General features: G+C 69.7%; 15 protein-coding genes. 7 read left to right on the top strand and 8 right to left on the bottom strand.

Annotated elements, in window-relative coordinates; genetic code table 11:
* The first annotated feature begins 120 nt into the window (after positions 1 to 120).
* From BKN37_RS03720 to BKN37_RS03730, 3 genes are read left to right on the top strand one after another with little or no spacing between them, the layout of a single operon-like run.
* Complete coding sequence (locus tag BKN37_RS03720; protein ID WP_071021696.1) at positions 121 to 1,014, top strand: alpha/beta hydrolase; 894 nt, start codon at positions 121 to 123, stop codon at positions 1,012 to 1,014.
* A gap of 4 nt (positions 1,015 to 1,018) precedes the next feature.
* Positions 1,019 to 2,131: an acyl-CoA dehydrogenase family protein gene (locus tag BKN37_RS03725; protein ID WP_071021700.1), complete on the top strand. Its 1,113-nt coding sequence runs from the start codon at positions 1,019 to 1,021 to the stop codon at positions 2,129 to 2,131.
* 3 nt (positions 2,132 to 2,134) lie between these two features.
* Positions 2,135 to 3,295: an acyl-CoA dehydrogenase family protein gene (locus BKN37_RS03730; RefSeq protein WP_071021702.1), complete on the top strand. Its 1,161-nt coding sequence runs from the start codon at positions 2,135 to 2,137 to the stop codon at positions 3,293 to 3,295.
* A 76-nt stretch (positions 3,296 to 3,371) separates the two neighbouring features.
* Here the strand turns inward: BKN37_RS03730 and BKN37_RS03735 are convergent, their stop codons facing one another.
* The 3 genes from BKN37_RS03735 to BKN37_RS03745 all read right to left on the bottom strand — a co-directional run bounded on the left by BKN37_RS03735 (position 3,372) and on the right by BKN37_RS03745 (position 6,947).
* Entirely contained in the window at positions 3,372 to 4,667 is a 1,296-nt protein-coding gene (locus tag BKN37_RS03735; protein ID WP_071021705.1) for an amidohydrolase family protein, read from the bottom strand.
* On the bottom strand, positions 4,661 to 5,779 hold the full coding sequence (locus BKN37_RS03740; protein ID WP_071021708.1) for a CoA transferase: 1,119 nt from the start codon (positions 5,777 to 5,779) through the stop codon (positions 4,661 to 4,663). Before BKN37_RS03740 ends, BKN37_RS03735 begins: the two co-directional genes overlap by 7 nt.
* 172 nt (positions 5,780 to 5,951) lie before the next feature.
* Positions 5,952 to 6,947: a MaoC family dehydratase gene (locus BKN37_RS03745; RefSeq protein ID WP_242657068.1), complete on the bottom strand. Its 996-nt coding sequence runs from the start codon at positions 6,945 to 6,947 to the stop codon at positions 5,952 to 5,954.
* Between the two features lie 46 nt (positions 6,948 to 6,993).
* Between BKN37_RS03745 and BKN37_RS03750 the strand changes: the two genes are divergently transcribed.
* Positions 6,994 to 8,151 (top strand): acyl-CoA dehydrogenase family protein, encoded by a 1,158-nt coding sequence (locus BKN37_RS03750; RefSeq protein WP_071021711.1) that lies wholly within the window; start codon positions 6,994 to 6,996, stop codon positions 8,149 to 8,151.
* A gap of 101 nt (positions 8,152 to 8,252) precedes the next feature.
* Here the strand turns inward: BKN37_RS03750 and BKN37_RS03755 are convergent, their stop codons facing one another.
* A complete protein-coding gene (locus BKN37_RS03755) occupies positions 8,253 to 8,870 on the bottom strand; it encodes a TetR/AcrR family transcriptional regulator (RefSeq protein ID WP_071021860.1) in 618 nt (205 codons plus the stop codon).
* An 85-nt stretch (positions 8,871 to 8,955) separates the two neighbouring features.
* On the opposite strand from BKN37_RS03755, the gene BKN37_RS03760 reads away from it, so the two are divergent.
* The 3 genes from BKN37_RS03760 (at position 8,956) to BKN37_RS03770 (ending at position 11,898) form a co-directional block, all read left to right on the top strand.
* Positions 8,956 to 10,245 carry an NAD(P)/FAD-dependent oxidoreductase gene (locus tag BKN37_RS03760; RefSeq protein WP_071021714.1) on the top strand — a complete coding sequence of 430 codons (1,290 nt, stop codon included), beginning with the start codon at positions 8,956 to 8,958 and terminating at the stop codon, positions 10,243 to 10,245.
* Positions 10,246 to 10,491: 246 nt separating this feature from the next.
* On the top strand, positions 10,492 to 10,890 hold the full coding sequence (locus BKN37_RS03765; protein WP_071021718.1) for a YidH family protein: 399 nt from the start codon (positions 10,492 to 10,494) through the stop codon (positions 10,888 to 10,890).
* A 69-nt stretch (positions 10,891 to 10,959) separates the two neighbouring features.
* On the top strand, positions 10,960 to 11,898 hold the full coding sequence (locus tag BKN37_RS03770) for a LysR family transcriptional regulator (protein WP_071021721.1): 939 nt from the start codon (positions 10,960 to 10,962) through the stop codon (positions 11,896 to 11,898).
* A 26-nt stretch (positions 11,899 to 11,924) separates the two neighbouring features.
* Here BKN37_RS03770 and BKN37_RS03775 read toward each other — a convergent pair whose 3' ends face one another.
* From BKN37_RS03775 to BKN37_RS03790, 4 genes are all read right to left on the bottom strand, one after another.
* Positions 11,925 to 13,028, bottom strand: coding sequence for an FAD/NAD(P)-binding protein (locus BKN37_RS03775; protein WP_071021724.1), 1,104 nt, complete (start codon positions 13,026 to 13,028; stop codon positions 11,925 to 11,927).
* 261 nt (positions 13,029 to 13,289) lie between these two features.
* A complete protein-coding gene (locus tag BKN37_RS03780; RefSeq protein WP_071021727.1) occupies positions 13,290 to 14,231 on the bottom strand; it encodes an enoyl-CoA hydratase/isomerase family protein in 942 nt (313 codons plus the stop codon).
* Positions 14,228 to 15,745: a fatty-acid--CoA ligase FadD4 gene (gene fadD4, locus BKN37_RS03785; protein WP_071021732.1), complete on the bottom strand. Its 1,518-nt coding sequence runs from the start codon at positions 15,743 to 15,745 to the stop codon at positions 14,228 to 14,230. The genes BKN37_RS03780 and fadD4 overlap by 4 nt, the downstream gene beginning before the upstream one ends.
* A gap of 127 nt (positions 15,746 to 15,872) precedes the next feature.
* Positions 15,873 to 17,693 carry a phosphoenolpyruvate carboxykinase (GTP) gene (locus tag BKN37_RS03790; protein WP_071021734.1) on the bottom strand — a complete coding sequence of 607 codons (1,821 nt, stop codon included), beginning with the start codon at positions 17,691 to 17,693 and terminating at the stop codon, positions 15,873 to 15,875.
* Positions 17,694 to 17,738: the final 45 nt, after the last annotated feature.

Genomic DNA, 17,738 nt, shown 5'->3' on the forward strand with positions numbered 1-17,738 from the left:
GGGTAGCGGGTCTGCGCTGGCGCCGTCATCCCCGGAGCGTACCGCGGCGGGGTCGCGCTCCCCCGCCGATCCGGCCGGGTTGTCGGCCGCCGCCCCCGGCGATGGCGTAATACTGAACCGATGCCGAGCACCGCATTCCATCCCGACCTTCGTCGCGTTGCCCGCGTCGCGCCCCGCGCGCTGGTGAGCCCCCGCAGCCTGCCGTTGCTACGGCGGCTGACCATGCTGCAGGGGCGTCGCACCCCCAAAGACGTTGAGCTGCTCACGTTGCCCTCCGGGGTGGGGATCCGGTTGTTCCGGCCGCCGCACGGCGGCGGCGACCCGGGGCCTGCGCTGCTGTGGATGCACGGAGGCGGTTACGTGCTGGGCCAGGCCGCCCAAGACGACGGGCTGTGCCGCCGGTTCAGCCGCGAACTGGGGGTGATGGTCGCGTCGGTGGACTACCGGCTGGCGCCCGAACACCCCTACCCCGCCGCGCTCGACGACTGCTACGCGGCGTTGACCTGGCTGGCCGGGCTGCCGGCGGTGGATGCGGCGCGGGTGGCGATCGGCGGGGCCAGCGCCGGCGGCGGGCTGGCGGCGGCACTGGCACTGCTGGCCCGGGACCGCGGCGAGGTGGCACCGGTGCTGCAGCTGCTGACATATCCGATGCTCGACGATCGCAGCGCGGACCTGCCCGGCAACCCGGACTACCGGCTGTGGAATGCGCGCAGCAACCGGTTCGGCTGGACGGCGTATCTGGGCGGCGCCGACCCGGCGCTCGCGGTGCCGGCCCGGCGCGCCGACCTGGGCGGGCTGGCCCCGGCCTGGCTGGGGGTCGGCACCCTCGACCTGTTCTACGAAGAAGACCTGGCCTACGCGGAGCGGCTGCGGCAGGCCGGGGTGCCCTGCCAGGTCGAGCAGGTCGCGGGCGCCTTCCATGGTTTCGATTTGCTGGTCCCCAAGGCCGGGGTGTCCCAAGCATTTTTCGCCAACCAGTGCGCGAGCCTGGGCGCGGCGTTCACCGGGGGGTAGGGCGATGTCGTTTGCGGCCACCGACGAGCAGCGCGCCCTGCGGCGCGCCGTCGCCGACCTGATGGCCAAGCGTTGCACCGAGTCCGATGTGCGCGCGTTGATGGCCACCGACACCGGCGTCGACCCGGCGGTGTGGCGGGAGCTGGCGGCGATGGGCCTGCTGGGGCTGCTGATCCCCGAAGAGCACGGCGGCGCCGGCGCCGGGCCGGTCGAGCTGGGCATCGTCGCCGAGGAGATGGGCCGGGCCCTGCTGGTCAGCCCGTTCCTGGCGACGGCCGTGCTGGCGGTGCATCTGCTGACCGAGTCCGGCGACGCGGCCGAGCAGGCGGCGGTGTTGCCGCGGATCGCCGCCGGTGAGCTGATCGCGACCATCGCCTACGCCGAGGACGGCTCGGCCCGGCTGCCGGCCCGGATCGCCACGTCGGCCGGCGCCATCGGCGACGCCTGGCACGTCACCGGCTATAAGCATTTCGTGTTGGACGCCGCGGCCGCCGACCTGCTGTATGTGTTGGCCGCCACCGACGCCGGCCCGGCGATCTTCGCCGTCGAGCGTGACGCGGCCGGCCTGGACGTGGTGCCGCTGACCACCGTGGACGCCACCCGCAAGCAGAGCCGGCTGCAATTCGTCGACACCCCGGCGCGGCTGGTCGGCCGACCGGGCGTCGGCGCCGAGGCGTTCACCGCGGCGTTGGACCGCTCCGCGGTCGCGTTGGTCGGCCAGCAGGCCGGCGCGGCGCGGCGCGCCGCGCAGATGGCCGCCGACTACGCCAAGACCCGCTACCAGTTCGGGCGGGCGATCGGCAGCTTCCAGGCCGTCAAACACCTGTGCGCCGACATGCTGCTGGAGGCCGAGTCCGCCACCTCGGCCGCCCGGTTCGTCGCGGCCGCGTTCGCCGCGCAGTCGCCGTCACGGCTGGCGGATCTGGCGCTGGCTCAGGCGTATTGCTCGGATGCCTTCGTCTTCGTGGCGGCCACCAACATTCAGGTGCACGGCGGCATCGGGTTCACCTGGGAGCATCCGGCTCACCTGTACCTGCGCCGCGCCCGCAGCGACGCCCAGCTGCTGGGTAGCCCGTCCTGGCACCGCGAGCGCTACCTGCAGCAGATCGGAGCGTGACACGTGACTGATGACGAGCTCCGCAGCGAGGTCCGGGACTGGTTGGCGGCCAACTGGTTCCCCGGTGTCGACCGGGCCGGCTACGCCCAGGCCGTGCTCGACGCCGGCTGGGCGGTGCCCAGCTGGGAACCGGACCGATACGGCCGCGGCCTGCCGGATCGGCAATCCCGGCTGGTGGCCGCCGAATTCAACGCCGCCGGGGCGCCGGGCGCCGGGCACGACCGGGCGAATCTGTTCGCCTGCACCCTGCACGACTGCGGTTCGGAGGAACAGCAGCGACGGCTGATTCCGCCGTCGCTGCGCGGCGAGAGCAAGTGGTGCCTGCTCTACAGCGAACCCGGCGCCGGGTCGGATCTGGCCGGGCTGCGCACCCGCGCCGACCGCGACGGCGACGACTGGGTTATCAATGGGCAGAAGGTGTGGACGTCGTTTGCCACCACCGCCGACTACGGTCTGCTGGTCGCGCGCACCGACTGGGACGTACCCAAACATCAGGGCATCACCTTCTTCATGCTGCCGATGCGCCAACCCGGGGTCGAGGTGCGCCCGATCCACCAGATCACCGGGGAATCGGAGTTCAACGAGGTGTTCCTGGAGAACGCCCGGGTGCCCGACGCCAACCGGGTCGGTGAGCCCGGCGGCGGGTGGGGCGTGCTGCAGGTGGCGCTGGGCTACGAACGCCGGCTGATGGGCGATTTGGCCCGCACCACCAAGGACAGCCGGCGGCTGCAGGACGAAAAGCCGCACGAGCTGGTGGAGTTGGCGCGCGACGCGGGCCGGCTCGACGACGCCGCAATCCGTCAGCAGATCGCCCGGGTGGATGCGCTGGCCACCGTCAACCGCTGGAACACCCAGCGGGCCAAGGCCACCGGCGACCGCGCGGAGGCCGCCACCCTGCTGGCGTTGGGCAAGATCGCGATGTCGCGGATCCTGCACGAGACCGCCCGGGTGGAGACCGAGATCGTCGGGTCCGAGGCGATGCTGTGCGGTCCGGACAACCCGGTCGGTGACGCGGTGACGTTTAGGACGCTCAACGCGTATTTCACGTCGATCGGTGGGGGCACCGACCAGATTCAGCGCAACATCATCGGCGAGCGGGTGCTGGGCCTGCCCAAAGAGCCCGACCCGTACCGCGACGCCCCCTTCCGCGACCTGCCGTTCTGAGCTCCTTCCCCCGCGAGCGTGCGTGTCCCCGGCCGACACGCCGGGCTAATCACCGTATTTCCGCACGCTCACCGGGTCACGGGTTGACGACCGCGCCGCCCATGATGGTGGCGGCCACCATGTCGGAGGCCAGGTCGGGAAGCGCCTCGGCGGGGGGAACGCTCAGCACACACAGGTCGCCGGGCTGCCCGGGCGCGACGGCCCGCGGTCGGCCGGGGTCGTCGGGATGACCGAGAAAGAGCTGCAACGCCCGTATCGGCGGAATGCGTTCGTCGGGTCCGAGCACCGCACCGGAGTCGGTGGTGCGGTGCACGGCGGCGCGCATCGCCGCCCACGGGTCGAGGGCGCCGAACGGCGCGTCGGTGCTGCCGCCCACCCGGATCCCGGCGGCCAGCAGCGCGGCCAGCCGCCACAGCTGCGGCTGTTCGTCGGCGGCAACGTCTTCCACATACTGGTCGCCGCGTTCGGCGACGAAATTGGGTTGGGTGACGACGGTGACACCCAGGTCGGCGAGGTCCGCCAGGGTGTCGTCGGGCGCGATCGCGGCGTGCTCGATACGGTCGCGCCGATCGGGGCCCGCGGCGCGCAGCGCGGCGATGGCCACCACCAACTGGGCGGCGGTCACGCAGTGCAGGGCGACCGGGTTGTCGTCCCGGTGGCGATCGCGAATCCAGTCGGTCAACCCGTCGAGATCCAGCGCATCGTCGTGCAGGATCTTTTTGCCCGGCGCCAGGAAACGCGGCCGGGGTCGGAAGTCACCGCGACGGTGAGCCACCATCAGTGCGACCATGTCGTCGGCGTCCAGATCCGGTGTGGCGTCCGTGACGCCGGTGACACCGAAGGCGGTGAGCTGGCGACCCAGCGCGGTCAGGTCGGTGTCGCGGCGCGGTAACGCATCCGACCAGCGGTCCGCGCTGCGCAGCCGACCGTCGGGATGATCCGCCAGCCCGATACGGATCAGGCCCGTGGAGTTGAGGATCCACAACACGCCGCTGCGGTGCTGGATGCGTAGCGGCGTCGCCGGCAGCAGTGCGTCGAGCACCGCGCGGCCCAGTTCGCCGGCCACCGATTCGTGGTAGCCGACGGCTCGGATCCAGCCGTCGGCGCCGGCTGTCGCACTCGATAGGGCCTGTGCCAGCTCGGCTTTGGTGCGCACCACCGGTGGCCCGACCCGCAGCGAATCCAGCGCGGCGGCGACGGCGCGCAGATGCAGGTGATGGTCGTGCAACCCGGGCAACACGGTCCCGCCGCCGGCGTCGAGAACCTCTTCACCCGCACGCCGGTCCAGCGTGGCGGCAACCTCCTGGATCCGGTCGTCGACCCGGACGTCGACCCTGCGCCCGTCCAGCAGGGTGCCGCGGCGGATCAGCATGGGAGACGACGTTCGGCGACCAGGCGGCGCACCGCCGCGTTGTCCGCGCCCAGCGGGCGGGCCGGCCGCGGCGGCAGCGTCGGCAGCCGGGGCGCGGCAGCACCGGAGGCGGACGGTAGCGCGGCATACGTTGCGGCGACGGCCGCCATCGCGACGTCGACGATCTCGCCGCCGCCGCGGGCCAGGCTGTCCAGCACCGCACCGGCGGCCTGTAGCCCGGTCAGCGGGTCGGCGATCGCGTCGCCGCAAAACAGCGGCCCGTCCCGACCGGCGGTGACCAGCCCGCCGGCCGCGGCGGCGTCGTCGCCGAACGCGACCCATGGATGCGCGGGGCCGTAGCCGGTGATGCGGACCCACACCCGGCCGGGCCGGGCCGGTGTCTGATCGGCGCCCAGCCCGCGGCGCGCCAACCCGGCCGGGCGTGATCCTTCGATGACGACGTCGGCGACCGCGAGCAGCTCGGCCAGCTCGGGCGCGTCGAGATCGACGGCATACGAGAGCTTTTCGCTGTTCACCCAGTCGTAGAAGCCGGGGTGCCCGGCGCGGGTGCCGTCCGGGCGGCCCGGGGTTTCCACCTTGACGACGGTGGCGCCGGCGGCCGCGAGCAGCCGCCCGCACAGCGGACCGGCCCACATCGAGGACAGGTCGGCCACCAACAGTGTGGGCAGCGGGCGACCGGCCGGGGCGGTGTGGGGCCGCACCGTCGGCTCCCCCGGTGCACACTCGCCGAGCAGGGCGGCGGGCATGCCCAGTAGTCGGGCGCGGGCCACCAGGTCGGCGCCGCGAGCCGCCGTCGACGCCCGGGCCAGCGCGGGCCACGGGTCGGGTCCCACCTCGGATAGTTCCAGCAGCGCGGGCACCGCGTCGATGTCGTCGGGACGCGACAACGTCAGCGCCCACCAGCCGTCGGCGCTGGCCAGCAACCGCGACGCGCCGCCCGCCGAAACCCGGCCCGGTGCCGGCAATCCCAGCAGCGCCGCGCGCCCGGTGAGGATTTCGGCGGCGTCGATGCCGATCGGCCGTCCGCCGAGGTCGCCGATCCGGGCGGCAATCGCGTCGGCGACCCGCTGCGCGTGGGTCAGCGCCGCGTCGGGGATGCCCAGCGAGCCCATCGGTTCATTGTCCCGTCGTCCCGCGAGCAGTCCCCCAGAGGGGGTGCCCCCAGCAAAATCCCTTTTCGGCGGCGTCGCGAGCCAGAGTGTCCGTCACGGTGCGGTGCCATACGCCCCATTGCCGCAGAGCGTATGCAACCACACAATCGGCGCAATGGATAGCTGCTCGCGCCTAGAACTGCAGCGCGGTGAACCGCCAGTCCAGTACCTGCCGATCCGGCTCGTCGGCTGCTCCGCTGACCGCGTAGACCAGCGACCGCAATCCCAGCACGCCGCCCTGCGCGACGGGTTCGGCGGATTCCACGTGCAGCTCGCTGTAGAGCGTGTCCCCCTCGCGCACCGGGCCGGTGTGGTCGCAGGATTGCCAGCCCAGCACGGTGGCCAGGTTGGGCAGCAGCCGGGTCGCCTGCGCCAACGCCAGCCCGATGGTGTGCCCGCCGTACACCAGCCGCCCGCCACCGGGTCGTGAATCGTGGTGGGTGGCCGCGATATTCAGGCTGAGGCGAGCCAGCTCCGGGGCGCTGGAGACCACGTCGGCGGTGCTGTGCAGTACCGCACCCGCCAGGCCGGGGTCGAAATGCGGGCCCGGTACCCGGCGGCGGAACTCCTCGGCGTCCCAGCCGGCGGCCGGATCGGGCACCGGCCCGGCGGTGTCGGTGCCGATCGTGGACAGATCGTCGCCGCCGCCCGCGTCGGGGCTCCAATCCGGGCTGGCCGGCAGCATGGCGCAGCGATAGAAGTCGAGCACCAGTTGGTCGGCCTGGTCGATGGTGGTCATCCGCAGCGCGGCCAGCCCGGTCGGCGCCCGGCCCGGTTTAATGGAGTTCGCCCGCAGCCCAACGACTTCGGTGCGGGTGTAGAGGGTGTCCCCGATCACCGGGAACCGGTGGAAGACCAGGCCGCGGTAGAACAGGTTGGCTTTGACCCGTTGGGTGGCCAGCGTGCTCTGCCCGATCGCCACGTCGCACACCAGCGCCGGGTGGGCCAGCGGTGCGACCGCGCCGGTGACCGCATGAGCGAGGACGCCATCCAGCGAGAGCCGCAGCCGGTCGCCCAGGATCGACTGATGCACCGCGGCCGCCCCCGCCGACAGCGTCATCGCCGGCACCGCGTCAAACACCTGGCCCACCGTCAGGTCGTCGAAGTAGGGTCCACCGCCGTTGTGCACGCCTGTCAGTATGGCGGTACAGGCTCGGGCGCGCGGAAGGTGATCGATGAGGAGCGAACTAAGCGAGGAAGAAGCCCTGCTGGTCGCCACGGTGCGGGAGTTCATCGACCGTGACGTGAAGCCGACGGTGCGGGAGGTGGAGCACGCCAACACCTATCCGGAGGCCTGGATCGAGCAGATGAAACGCATCGGCATCTACGGCCTGGCGATTCCCGAGGAGTACGGCGGATCACCAGTGTCGATGCCGTGTTACGTAGAAGTCACCCAGGAACTGGCCCGCGGCTGGATGAGCCTGGCCGGGGCGATGGGTGGCCACACCGTCGTCGCCAAACTGCTGACCCTGTTCGGCACCGAGGAGCAGAAGCGAACCTACCTGCCGGCGATGGCCACCGGCGCACTACGGGCCACCATGGCGTTGACCGAGCCCGGCGGCGGCTCCGACCTGCAGAACATGACCACCACCGCGCTGCCCGACGGCGACGACCTGGTGATCAGCGGCTCCAAAACCTGGATCTCCAACGCCCGCTACTCCGGGCTCGTCGCGCTGCTGTGCAAAACCGATCCGAGCGCCACCCCGCGGCACCAGGGGATCTCGGTGCTGCTGGTGGACAACCCGTGTCCGGGGCTGACGGTGTCGCGGGATCTCCCCAAGCTGGGCTACAAGGGGGTGGAGAGCTGCGAGCTCAACTTCGACGCGTGTCGGGTGCCCGCGGCCGCGGTGCTGGGCGGGGCGCCCGGCCAGGGGTTCGCCCAGATGATGAAGGGGTTGGAGACCGGCCGCATCCAGGTCGCGTCGCGGGCGCTGGGGGTGGGCACCGCGGCGCTGGAGGACGCGTTGGCCTACGCGCAGACCCGGCAGAGCTTCGGCCAGCCGATCTGGAAGCACCAGAGTGTCGGCAACTACCTGGCCGATATGGCCACCAAGCTCACCGCCGCCCGCCAGCTGACCCGGTACGCCGCGAAGCGCTACGACAGCGGGCAGCGCTGCGATATGGAGGCCGGGATGGCCAAGCTGTTCGCCTCCGAGGCGGCCATGGAGATCGCGCTCAATGCGGTCCGTATCCACGGCGGCTACGGGTACTCCACCGAGTACGACGTCGAACGCTACTTTCGCGACGCGCCGCTGATGATCGTCGGCGAGGGCACCAACGAGATCCAGCGCAATGTGATCGCCGCGCAGTTGGTCTCCCGCGGAGGGATCTGATACGCCTTCTCGCCGCGTCGAGTGTGTGGTTGTGACACGGCTTTTCGCTGCTCGCGTTCGTTAACTGCACACTCGGCGATCCCACCCGGTTGTCACTTCGGCTAGGCCCGGCCCCGGACCAGGTCGCCGAGCGTGACGACGCCTTGCATCAGCAGTCCAACGCTGGCGGCGGGATCGTTTTGGAGGCGCTCGGGAAGGTTAGCGGTCAACAAGAGGGTCGCGAATCCGTGCGCTATCGACCAGCCGGCCATCGCCACACCAAGGACATCGTCGTCGCTGACCGCCGCCTTCCGCTGTGCCTGCAAGCTGGCGCGGGCGCTGCCGTAGAGGAGGTCGAAGGCGGCTTCGCGGGCGGCGACGAGGGCGGGGTCATCGGCTCGGTACAGGTAGGGCCGAAACATCACCTCGAAATATCCGGGGTGGGTGACGGCGAATTGCACATAGGCCTGGCCGCCGGACAGGAACCCGTCGGGTCCGGTCGCGACCCCGCCGATCGTCTTGGCCTGCAGCCGAAATCCCTCGGCGGCAACCGCGGTGAAAATGCCTGTCTTGTCGCCGAACTGGTAGGCCAGCGCGGCATGCGACACCCCGGCCCGGCGGGCGATGCGCCTCATGCTGACCGCCCCGACTCCGACCGTGTTGACCTCTTCGACGGCACCCTCGATCGCCGCGCGAACAAGGTCACCGTGGTGGTAAGGCCGCGACCGTTCCGTGCTCATGGCCATTAGCCTAGCCAGAATCTGACCATTGATAAGTTCCACCGGCCGCGGCATACTTACCACTGGTAAGACCCAGGAGGGGCTCGTGGACGATTTCGACGTGGTGATCGTGGGGGCCCGCTGTGCGGGCTCACCGCTGGCGATCATGCTGGCCCGCCACGGCCTGCGGGTGTGCGTGCTCGATAAGGCCCACTTCCCCAGCGAAACGCCGTCCACGCACGTCATTCAGCCCTGTGGAGTGCGCATCCTCGACGACCTCGGCGTCCTCGAGGCCGTCCGCGCCGCCGGCGCCGTGCCGCTGTACCGGGTCACCCTGATTAACGACGACGTGCGCATCGACGCGAAGACCCGCAGTCCGGGGTTGTGTGTGCGGCGGGTGACCCTCGATGCGCTGCTGGTCGACGCCGCCAGCCACGCCGGCGCCGAGGTCCGCACGGGTTGCCGGGTGACGGGATTGATGCGCGACGAGGCGGGCCGGGTGAGCGGCGTGCACACCGACCGCGGCCCGGTGCCCACCCGACTGGTGGTCGGCGCGGACGGGTGCCACTCGACCGTCGCCGCCGCAACCGGCGCCGCCGAGTACCTGGGCACACCAGCGGGGCGAGTATTCGCCTGGGCGTACTTCGATGGGGTCGCCGACCGGGAGGGGCGCTTGCGCCTGGGCAAGCGGGGCGATCAGGGGTTCCTCGCGAGCCCTACCGACGGTGGACTGTACATGGCGGCCATCGCGATCGACCGAGCTCATCGGGACGACTTCCAGACCAACCGGGATCGGCACTTCACCGACGGATTAACAAAGTGGCCGGAGTTGGCCGACCTGCTGGCCGACGCCACCCGGGCGGGGCCCATTCGAGTGATCAGCAATTGGCACGGCTACTTCCGCCAAAGCGTCGGGCCCGGCTGGGTGCTGGTCGGCGACGCCGGGCACTTCAAAGATCCCAGCCCCGGCCAGGGCATCTCCGATGCCCTGCGGCAGGTGCAGCGGCTCGCCGAATCCATCACGTCCGGGTTCGCCAGCGGCGGGTCCCTGGATGTGCAGCTACAGCGGTGGTGGCAATGGCGTGATCGGGATGCCAACGAAATGTATTGGTTCGCACACGATATGGCTACACCCGGTGCTTCAACCCCGTTGGCTACCCGCATGCTGCGCGATATCGCCGCGGACGCGGCAGCAACCCAACAACTCCTCGACGTGCTCAACCACGACCTGCGTCCCTCGCAACTTTTCACCACGGGCCGGGTGATCAAGGCCGCGGCCCGTGCGCTCCGCGACCGGCCCGACCTGATGTGGGCCACCCTGCGGGAGATCGCGTCAGCGGTCAAGGCTGAGGTTTACCGCGCCAGACATCGGCACCCGCCGAGTGGTCAGTTATGACACGGATTTTCGTGGTTTGGGTGCATTAAGTGGCCACTCGGCGAGGTCGGATGAGCATGGGCCCGGCAGCGCGGACCTGCTGAGCGCTGCACCACAGTCACAAGACGCGTTGGTGACCTCCCAACGTCGAGACCCCTACCGGACTGCATCTTCGGGCGGGAACCATCAAAGGCATGGCGACACAGACCCGGAACACAAGGGCGGCGCCCGCCGCCGCCTTACCGGCACTGGATCGGGGGGCGTTAGATGTCTGGTCGGCGTGAAATCGACGACAACAGCCGCGAGTTGGTCAACGGGCGCGATCCGGAGCCCGAACCCGACTACCGGTTCACTCTCGCCAACGAACGGACCTACCTCGCCTGGCAGCGCACCGCACTCGGTCTGCTGGCAGCCGCCGTCGCCGCGGTACAACTCATCCCCCCGCTGCAGATCACCGGGGCGCGCCATGCGCTGGCTGGACTGCTGGCCGTGTCGGCGATTGTGGCCGCGGGGGTGGGATTGCGCCGCTGGCAGCGGGCCGATCGCGCCATCCGCAGCGGCACGCCGCTACCCCGCCATCCCACACCCGCCTATCTCGGGGTGGTCCTGGTTGTACTCGGCATCATCACACTCGGGTCGGTGATCGGCATGGTGGCGCCGCGGTGACCGATCTCGGGCCGCGCAGACCTCCCGTCGCCTAAGTCTCACAAGGCATGTTTGTGATTGGATCGGGTCATGGCACTCGGCCCCCGCATGCCCGAACTGTCCGCGTTCGAAGTGTTGCTGGCCATCGCCAAGACAGGCAGCCTCGGTGCCGCAGGGCGGGAGCTCGGACTGACCCAGCAGGCGGTCTCGGCGCGGCTCACCTCGATCGAGGCCCAGACCGGTGTGCAACTCGTGGTGCGCACTCCGCGCGGCTCCCGACTGACCCCCGCCGGGGCCGTTGTCGCGCAGTGGGCGGACCGGTTGCTGGATGTCGCTCAGCAGGTCGACGCCGGACTGGCGTCGCTGCGAACCGAAAGCCGCAAACGAATTCGGGTGGTTGCAAGTCTGACGATCGCCGAACAGCTGATGCCCCGCTGGCTGGTGGGATTGCAGGCCGCCGCCCAACGCGGCCGCGGCGCCCCGGAAGTGATTCTGACCGCCACCAACAGCGAACACGCGATATCGGCGGTCCGAGACCTGACCGCGGACCTTGGCTTCATCGAAAGCCCCGGTGTGCCCACCGGGCTCCGTAGCCGCGTGATCGGGCACGACGATCTCGTCGTGATCGTCCCGCCCGGGCACAAGTGGGCGCGCCGCGCAAAAGGTGTCAGTGCAGCCGAACTCAGCCAGACACCGCTGGTCGCGCGGGAACCGGGTTCGGGGACACGCGATTCGCTGACGGCGGCGTTGCGCAGCGCCCTGGGCGACGCTGCCGAACAAGCCCGCCCAATATTGGAATTGTCGTCTGCTGCCGCGGTGCGCGGTGCCGTGCTGGCCGGCGCGGGGCCGGCGGTGATGAGCAGGTTAGCGGTGGCCGACGATCTGACCGTCGGACGACTACGCGCCGTCGAAGTGCCCGAGCTGAACCTGCGCCGTGACCTGCGCGCCATCTGGGTGGGCGGGGCCACACCACCGGCCGGCGCTATCCGAGACCTGCTCAGCCACATCGGCGCCACCGGCGCACCGTAGTCCGCGCGGCGCCCCAAGACAGCGAGTCAACTGGCGAATGCGGGTGCCGCGCACCGATCGAGGGTGCCGAGTTCCGGTGCCGGGTTGCTGTGCCCTGCTCCGTAGTGCAGCCATAGCGGTAGAACGTCGTTCAGCCGTTGCATGAATTTGTGCAGGCCGACCCGGTACTGGCCCGATTCGAGTGGGTGGATGCGGTACTCGGGAAAGGCGATACCGACCCCGAAGAGGCCGGGTGCGAGGATCCCGTTGGCGGTGTCGTATTGCAGCGGCCCCCACTGTGGGGTGAGCGGCAGCTGCCGGCGTTCGAATCCGACGGTGTACACGACGTGGTCGCACTCTTGGAGCCGCTCCTGGAATTCCGGGCTGTTCACCCGGCACCTCTCCAAGCGTGCCGGCTGCTCCCCGTCGATGTTCGTCCGCGCCCAGGCGGCGGCCTGACCCTTGAGTCCGGTGTCGTCGAACAATGTCCAATCCTCGAAGCGCACGGCGTAGCGCAGCGGGCTCTGGTAGAAGTTGACCACTTTGCGCGCCGCGGTGCTCAGCAGGTTCGGCAACGCGACCATGGCTGAGTGCGACGAACCGAACACCGCGACCGTCGCCCCGTCCAGGGCGGGCCCGTCGAGCCGCCGGGGATCCAGAGCCGCTTCCAGCGGGATCTCCACCAGCCCGGGGTAGTTGAGCTTCTTGGGAACCGAGCCGACTGCGAGGATCACGTTCTTCGACCGAATCTCCCCTTGCTCGGTGCGCACGCTCCATTGCCCGTTGCTCAGTGCGAGATCGGTCGCGGTCGTCCGGAGGGGCCGCACCCGTTCGCCGAGCTGCTGGGAGATCCACACCAGGGGATCGGCGACCACACCCAGCGGGCAGGTCTGCTGCGGATCGAGTTCGTTGAGCTCGAAGGGCGGCGCTTCGGCGAAGCGAAAAGACGGTGACGCGTTCAGATAGTCGAGAAACAGCGCCACATGCGTGTTGCCGGGGACGGCGCGCCATTTGCCGCCGATATCACCGGCGGCAAATTCCGGGTCGATCCAGGCGATGTCCTGGCCGGCTATGCCATGGTCGAGCAACCTGCCCACCGCCGCGATACCTGCGGGTCCTGCTCCGATCACAGCCCACGCGTACTGAGTCATGTCCTGCCTTCCGCCAGCGTTCGGTCGGACGAGACCGGCAAGTCCCGACCGCCATCCTCGATGCTGCCCCGGCGACCCGCACCCGAGTAGGGGTGCCGTTCTTGTCGACCCACAAGCCAGGCTTGTCACTGCCATCACGACCAGGCTGCGCATGCGGTCCCACCGGCCAGCCACCAAGGACACCGGCGGGGCTCCGTCAACTGTCAGGGTATGACGCAGTTTTCGTGAAACAGGGGCATTACCAGCCGGCGACTCGAGGGATTAACCAACCGCATCCACCAGCCCCCACGCCAGCGCGGTGTCGACATCGATCATGGCGCCCGACAGCACCAGATACGCGGTGCGCCACCGCCCGATCCGGCGGGTGATGCTGACGGTGCCACCGGCCCCCGGTATCAGTCCCAGCTGAAGTTCCGGCAGCCCGAATACCGAATCCGGCTGCGCGACAACCGTTCCGCAAAAGCAGGCCATTTCCAGACCGCTGCCCAGCACCTTCCCGTGCACCTCGGCGCGGCAGGCCGGGCCCAGCCGGGTAGCGAGGTCGGCGAGGGCCAGCGCCGGGCTGTGGCGGGTGCGGGCCAGGTGCGCGCTGGCCGGGTCGGCGAACGAGCCGAATTCGGCCAGGTCGCCGCCGCTGCAAAACGATGGGCCGTTGCCGGATAACACCACTTCATCGATCGACGGGTCCAGCCGGGCCACTGTCAGCGCCTCCAGCAACGCGGCACGCGCGTCGGTGGAAAACGCGTTGTGGCGCTGGGGTCGGTTGAAAGCGATCCGCAGCGTGTCGCCGTCGCGCTCACACAGCACCGGATCGGGAACCGCCGGCACCCGGGCGGGACCCCGCTCGGTCAGCCAGCGGGCGAACTCCGGGCCGGCCTGCAGTGTGGAGTAGGCCAGCGATTCGGTGACCAGCCCGGGCAGCGCGGGCCCGGTGACGTCGACCGCGCGCAGGACGTCGTCGCAGACGGCCGCCGCGTGCGGCCAGCGGTCCACCCGCGCGGCGAGATCGGCGACGGCGGTGTCGACCGAGTCGACGGTGATCACCCGACGGTCGTCGGTGCCGTCCTCGCTCACCGTGAATGTGGCGTGCTCCAGCCAGAATTCAGCAGCGCCGCGCAGTCCGCCGACCGCGACGACCGGGCCGGATAGCCCGGCACCATCGACCTCCGGCGGCGCCGACAGGTCAACAATGCGCAGGGTCATGCCGAGTACTTTGCCACCAGTTCGTTCTTGTAGAGCTTGCCGGTGTCGGTGCGCGGCAGCTGCGCCTCGAACGCGATCGATCGGGGACATTTGTAGTGCGCCAGGCGGTCCCGCAGCCAGCCGAGCAGCTCGTCGGCGAAGGCAGCGGTGGCATCGGCCGGGTCCACGGTCTGCACCACCGCCTTGACGCTTTGCCCCATCTCGTCGTCGGGAATCCCGAACACCGCCGCGTCCAACACCTTTGGGTGGGTGACCAGCAGGTTCTCCGCCTCCTGCGGGTAGATGTTCACCCCGCCGGAGATGATCATGTGGTGGCGGCGGTCGGTGAGGTACAGATAGCCGTCCTCGTCGAGGTAGCCGACGTCGCCGACGGTGATCCAGCCGTGCCGATCGCGCGACTTGGCCGTCTTATCCGGGTCGTTGAGGTACTCGAACGGGTTGCCGCCCTCGAAGTAGATCTCCCCCGCCTGCCCCGGCGGCAGCTCGTTGCCGTCCTCGTCGAGGATGTGCACCGCACCCATCATCGGCTTGCCGACCGAACCCGGGTGCGCCAGCCACTCTTCGGCGCTGATCAGCGTCGAGCCGTGCGCCTCCGAGGAGGCGTAGTACTCGTCGACGATCGGACCCCACCAGTCGATCATCTGCTTTTTGATTTCTACCGGGCATGGCGCCGCGGCGTGCATCACCCGCTGCAGGCTGGAGACGTCATACGAATCCCGCACCGACTCCGGCAGTTTCAGCATCCGGGTGAAATGGGCGGGCACGAACTGGCCGTGCGTGACCCGGTGACGCTGGATGGCATCCAGGCAGCCCTCGGGGTCGAACTTCTCCATCACCACGGTGGTGATACCGCCGGCTTGCGCGCTCATCGACCACACCGACGGGGCGGTGTGGTACAGCGGCGCCGGGCTCAGGTAGACCGATTCCGGGGTCATCCAGACCGACACCAGCATCGACATCAGGCCGGGCGCCTCGGCCGGCGGCAGGTGCGGCAGGGCACGTTTGATGCCTTTCGGTCGGCCGGTGGTGCCCGAGGAGTACTGCAGTAGATCGCCCTCGATCTCGTCGGCGATCGGGATATCCGGTTGGCCGGCGACGCATTCGGGGTAGCGCAGCCAGCCGTCCAGGTCATCATCGGCGATCATCAGCACGTCGGGTAGCCCGCCCGGCAGGTGCTGGGCCAGGTTCTCGCAGGTCTTGCGGAGCGCCGCGGAACCGATGATGGCCTTGGCTCCGCTGTTGTCGATGATGTAGCCGGCCTCGGCGGCGGTCAGGTGGGTGTTGATCGGCACGTAGTACAGACCGCTGCGCCGCGCCGCCCACATGACGGCGTGGATGTGCTCGTTGTTCTCCATGAGGATCGCGACGGTGTCGCCCTCGGCCAGGCCGGCGCCGCGGAAATAGTGCGCCAATCGGTTGGCGCGGGATTCCAGCTCCTCGAAGGTGAGGACGGTGCCGGACGGATGCAAGATGATGGCGGGTTTGTGGGCGCCGAGGTGCTCGCGGATCTGCATGCGCAGACTGTACCGCCGCCAAACTTGACGGGTGTCAAGTGGTCGGGTTGCCGGCCGTGAGCGTGCGCAAATCCGGAAATCTGCGCGACGTGTCGGCCGGGGACACGCACGCTCGCGAAAAAACGCCCTACCCCAGGCGCTGTTTGAGGGCGTCGAACTCGTCGCGGATGCCGGTCGGCAACCGGTCGCCGACGAACTCGAACCATTCCTCGATCAGCGGCAACTCGTCGCGCCACTCCTCGGGACGCACCGCCAGCGCCGCGTTCACGTCGGCCGGGTCGACGTCCAGGCCGTCCAGGTCCAGGTCGTCGGCGGTGGGCACGGTGCCGATCGCGGTGGTGGCACCCTCCCCGGTGCCCTCGATGCGGTCGACGATCCACTTCAGCACCCGGCTGTTCTCACCGAACCCGGGCCACAGGAACTTGCCGCCCTCGCCGCGGCGGAACCAGTTCACGAAGAACACCTTCGGCAGCTTGGACTCGTCGGAGTTCTTACCCAGGTCCAGCCAGTGCTGGAAGTAGTCGCCGACGTGGTAGCCGCAGAACGGCAGCATCGCCATCGGGTCGCGGCGCACGGTGCCGACCTTGCCCTCGGCCGCGGCGGTCTGCTCGCTGCCCATGGTGGCGCCCATGAACACACCGTGCTGCCAGTCCCGCGCCTGGGTCACCAGCGGCACGGTGGTCTTGCGCCGGGCGCCGAACAGGATCCCCGAGATCGGCACACCCTGCGGGTCATCCCACTCCGGCGCCAGGATCGGGCACTGCGACATCGGGGTGCAGTACCGCGAATTGGGGTGCGCGGCCTTGGTTTCGGTTTCCCGGATGACCCAGTCGTTGCCCTTCCAGTCGATCAGGTGCTCGGGCTCGCCCTCCAGGCCCTCCCACCACACGTCGCGGTCATCGGTGAGCGCGACGTTGGTGAAGATGGTGTTGCCCTCGGCGATGGTGCGCATGGCGTTGGGGTTGGACGACCAGTTGGTGCCCGGGGCCACCCCGAAGAAGCCGAACTCCGGGTTGACCGCGTAGAGCCGGCCGTCCTTGCCGAACCGCATCCAGGCGATGTCGTCGCCCAGGGTTTCGGCGCGCCAGCCCGGAATGGTCGGCTGGATCATGGCCAGGTTGGTCTTGCCGCACGCCGACGGGAACGCCGCGGCGAAGTAGTACGCCTTGTTCTCCGGGGAGATCAGCTTGAGGATCAGCATGTGCTCGGCCAGCCAGCCCTCGTCGTGGGCCATGGCCGACGCGATGCGCAGCGAGTAGCACTTCTTGCCCAGCAGCGCGTTGCCGCCGTACCCGGAGCCGTAGCTCCAGATCTCCCGGGTCTCCGGGAAGTGGGTGATGTACTTGGTGTCGTTGCACGGCCACGGCACGTCTTTTTGCCCGGCCTCCAACGGCGCACCCACCGAATGCAGCGCCTTGACGAAGAACCCGTCGTCGCCCAGCTTCTCCAGCGCGGCGGCACCCATCCGGGTCATCACCTTCATCGAGACGACCACGTATTCGGAGTCGGTGAGCTCGACACCGAGCTTGGGGTCCTCGGCGCCCAGCGGACCCATGCAAAACGGCACCACATACATGGTGCGGCCCCGCATGCAGCCGCGGTACAGGTCGGTCAAGGTGGACCGCATTTCGCCCGGGTCCATCCAGTTGTTGGTGGGTCCGGCGTCCGCCTCGTGCTCGGTGCAGATGAAGGTGCGGGATTCGACGCGCGCGACGTCGGACGGATCGGACAGCGCGAGGTAGGAGTTGGGCTGCTTCTCGTCGTTGAGCCGGGTGAACGTGCCGGCCTCGACCAGCTGCGTGCACAGCCGGTCCCATTCCTCATCGGAGCCGTCGGCGAAGACCACCCGGTCGGGTTGGGTGAGTTCGGCGACTTCCTGAACCCAGGTGAGCAGGCCCTGGTGCTTCGTCGGCGCAGTGTCCAGACCGGGAATGGTCGCTGACGTCATCGAACTCTCCTGTGTAGGTTGCACGGGTCACGCTGGCGGAACCGC

Source organism: Mycobacterium talmoniae (genome assembly GCF_001854525.1).
GTDB classification, from domain to species: Bacteria; Actinomycetota; Actinomycetes; order Mycobacteriales; family Mycobacteriaceae; genus Mycobacterium; species Mycobacterium talmoniae.

Excerpts from the sequence above, each read along its gene's own strand:
- BKN37_RS03765 (WP_071021718.1), top strand. The coding sequence starts at position 10,492 with ATGTCTGGTCGGCGTGAAATCGACGACAACAGCCGCGAGTTGGTCAAC.
- BKN37_RS03750 (WP_071021711.1), top strand. The coding sequence starts at position 6,994 with ATGAGGAGCGAACTAAGCGAGGAAGAAGCCCTGCTGGTCGCCACGGTG.
- BKN37_RS03720 (WP_071021696.1), top strand. The coding sequence starts at position 121 with ATGCCGAGCACCGCATTCCATCCCGACCTTCGTCGCGTTGCCCGCGTC.
- BKN37_RS03740 (WP_071021708.1), bottom strand. The coding sequence starts at position 5,779 with ATGGGCTCGCTGGGCATCCCCGACGCGGCGCTGACCCACGCGCAGCGG.
- fadD4 (WP_071021732.1), bottom strand. The coding sequence starts at position 15,745 with ATGCAGATCCGCGAGCACCTCGGCGCCCACAAACCCGCCATCATCTTG.
- BKN37_RS03735 (WP_071021705.1), bottom strand. The coding sequence starts at position 4,667 with ATGCTGATCCGCCGCGGCACCCTGCTGGACGGGCGCAGGGTCGACGTC.
- BKN37_RS03755 (WP_071021860.1), bottom strand. The coding sequence starts at position 8,870 with ATGAGCACGGAACGGTCGCGGCCTTACCACCACGGTGACCTTGTTCGC.
- BKN37_RS03780 (WP_071021727.1), bottom strand. The coding sequence starts at position 14,231 with ATGACCCTGCGCATTGTTGACCTGTCGGCGCCGCCGGAGGTCGATGGT.
- BKN37_RS03725 (WP_071021700.1), top strand. The coding sequence starts at position 1,019 with ATGTCGTTTGCGGCCACCGACGAGCAGCGCGCCCTGCGGCGCGCCGTC.
- BKN37_RS03775 (WP_071021724.1), bottom strand. The coding sequence starts at position 13,028 with ATGACTCAGTACGCGTGGGCTGTGATCGGAGCAGGACCCGCAGGTATC.
- BKN37_RS03770 (WP_071021721.1), top strand. The coding sequence starts at position 10,960 with ATGGCACTCGGCCCCCGCATGCCCGAACTGTCCGCGTTCGAAGTGTTG.
- BKN37_RS03790 (WP_071021734.1), bottom strand. The coding sequence starts at position 17,693 with ATGACGTCAGCGACCATTCCCGGTCTGGACACTGCGCCGACGAAGCAC.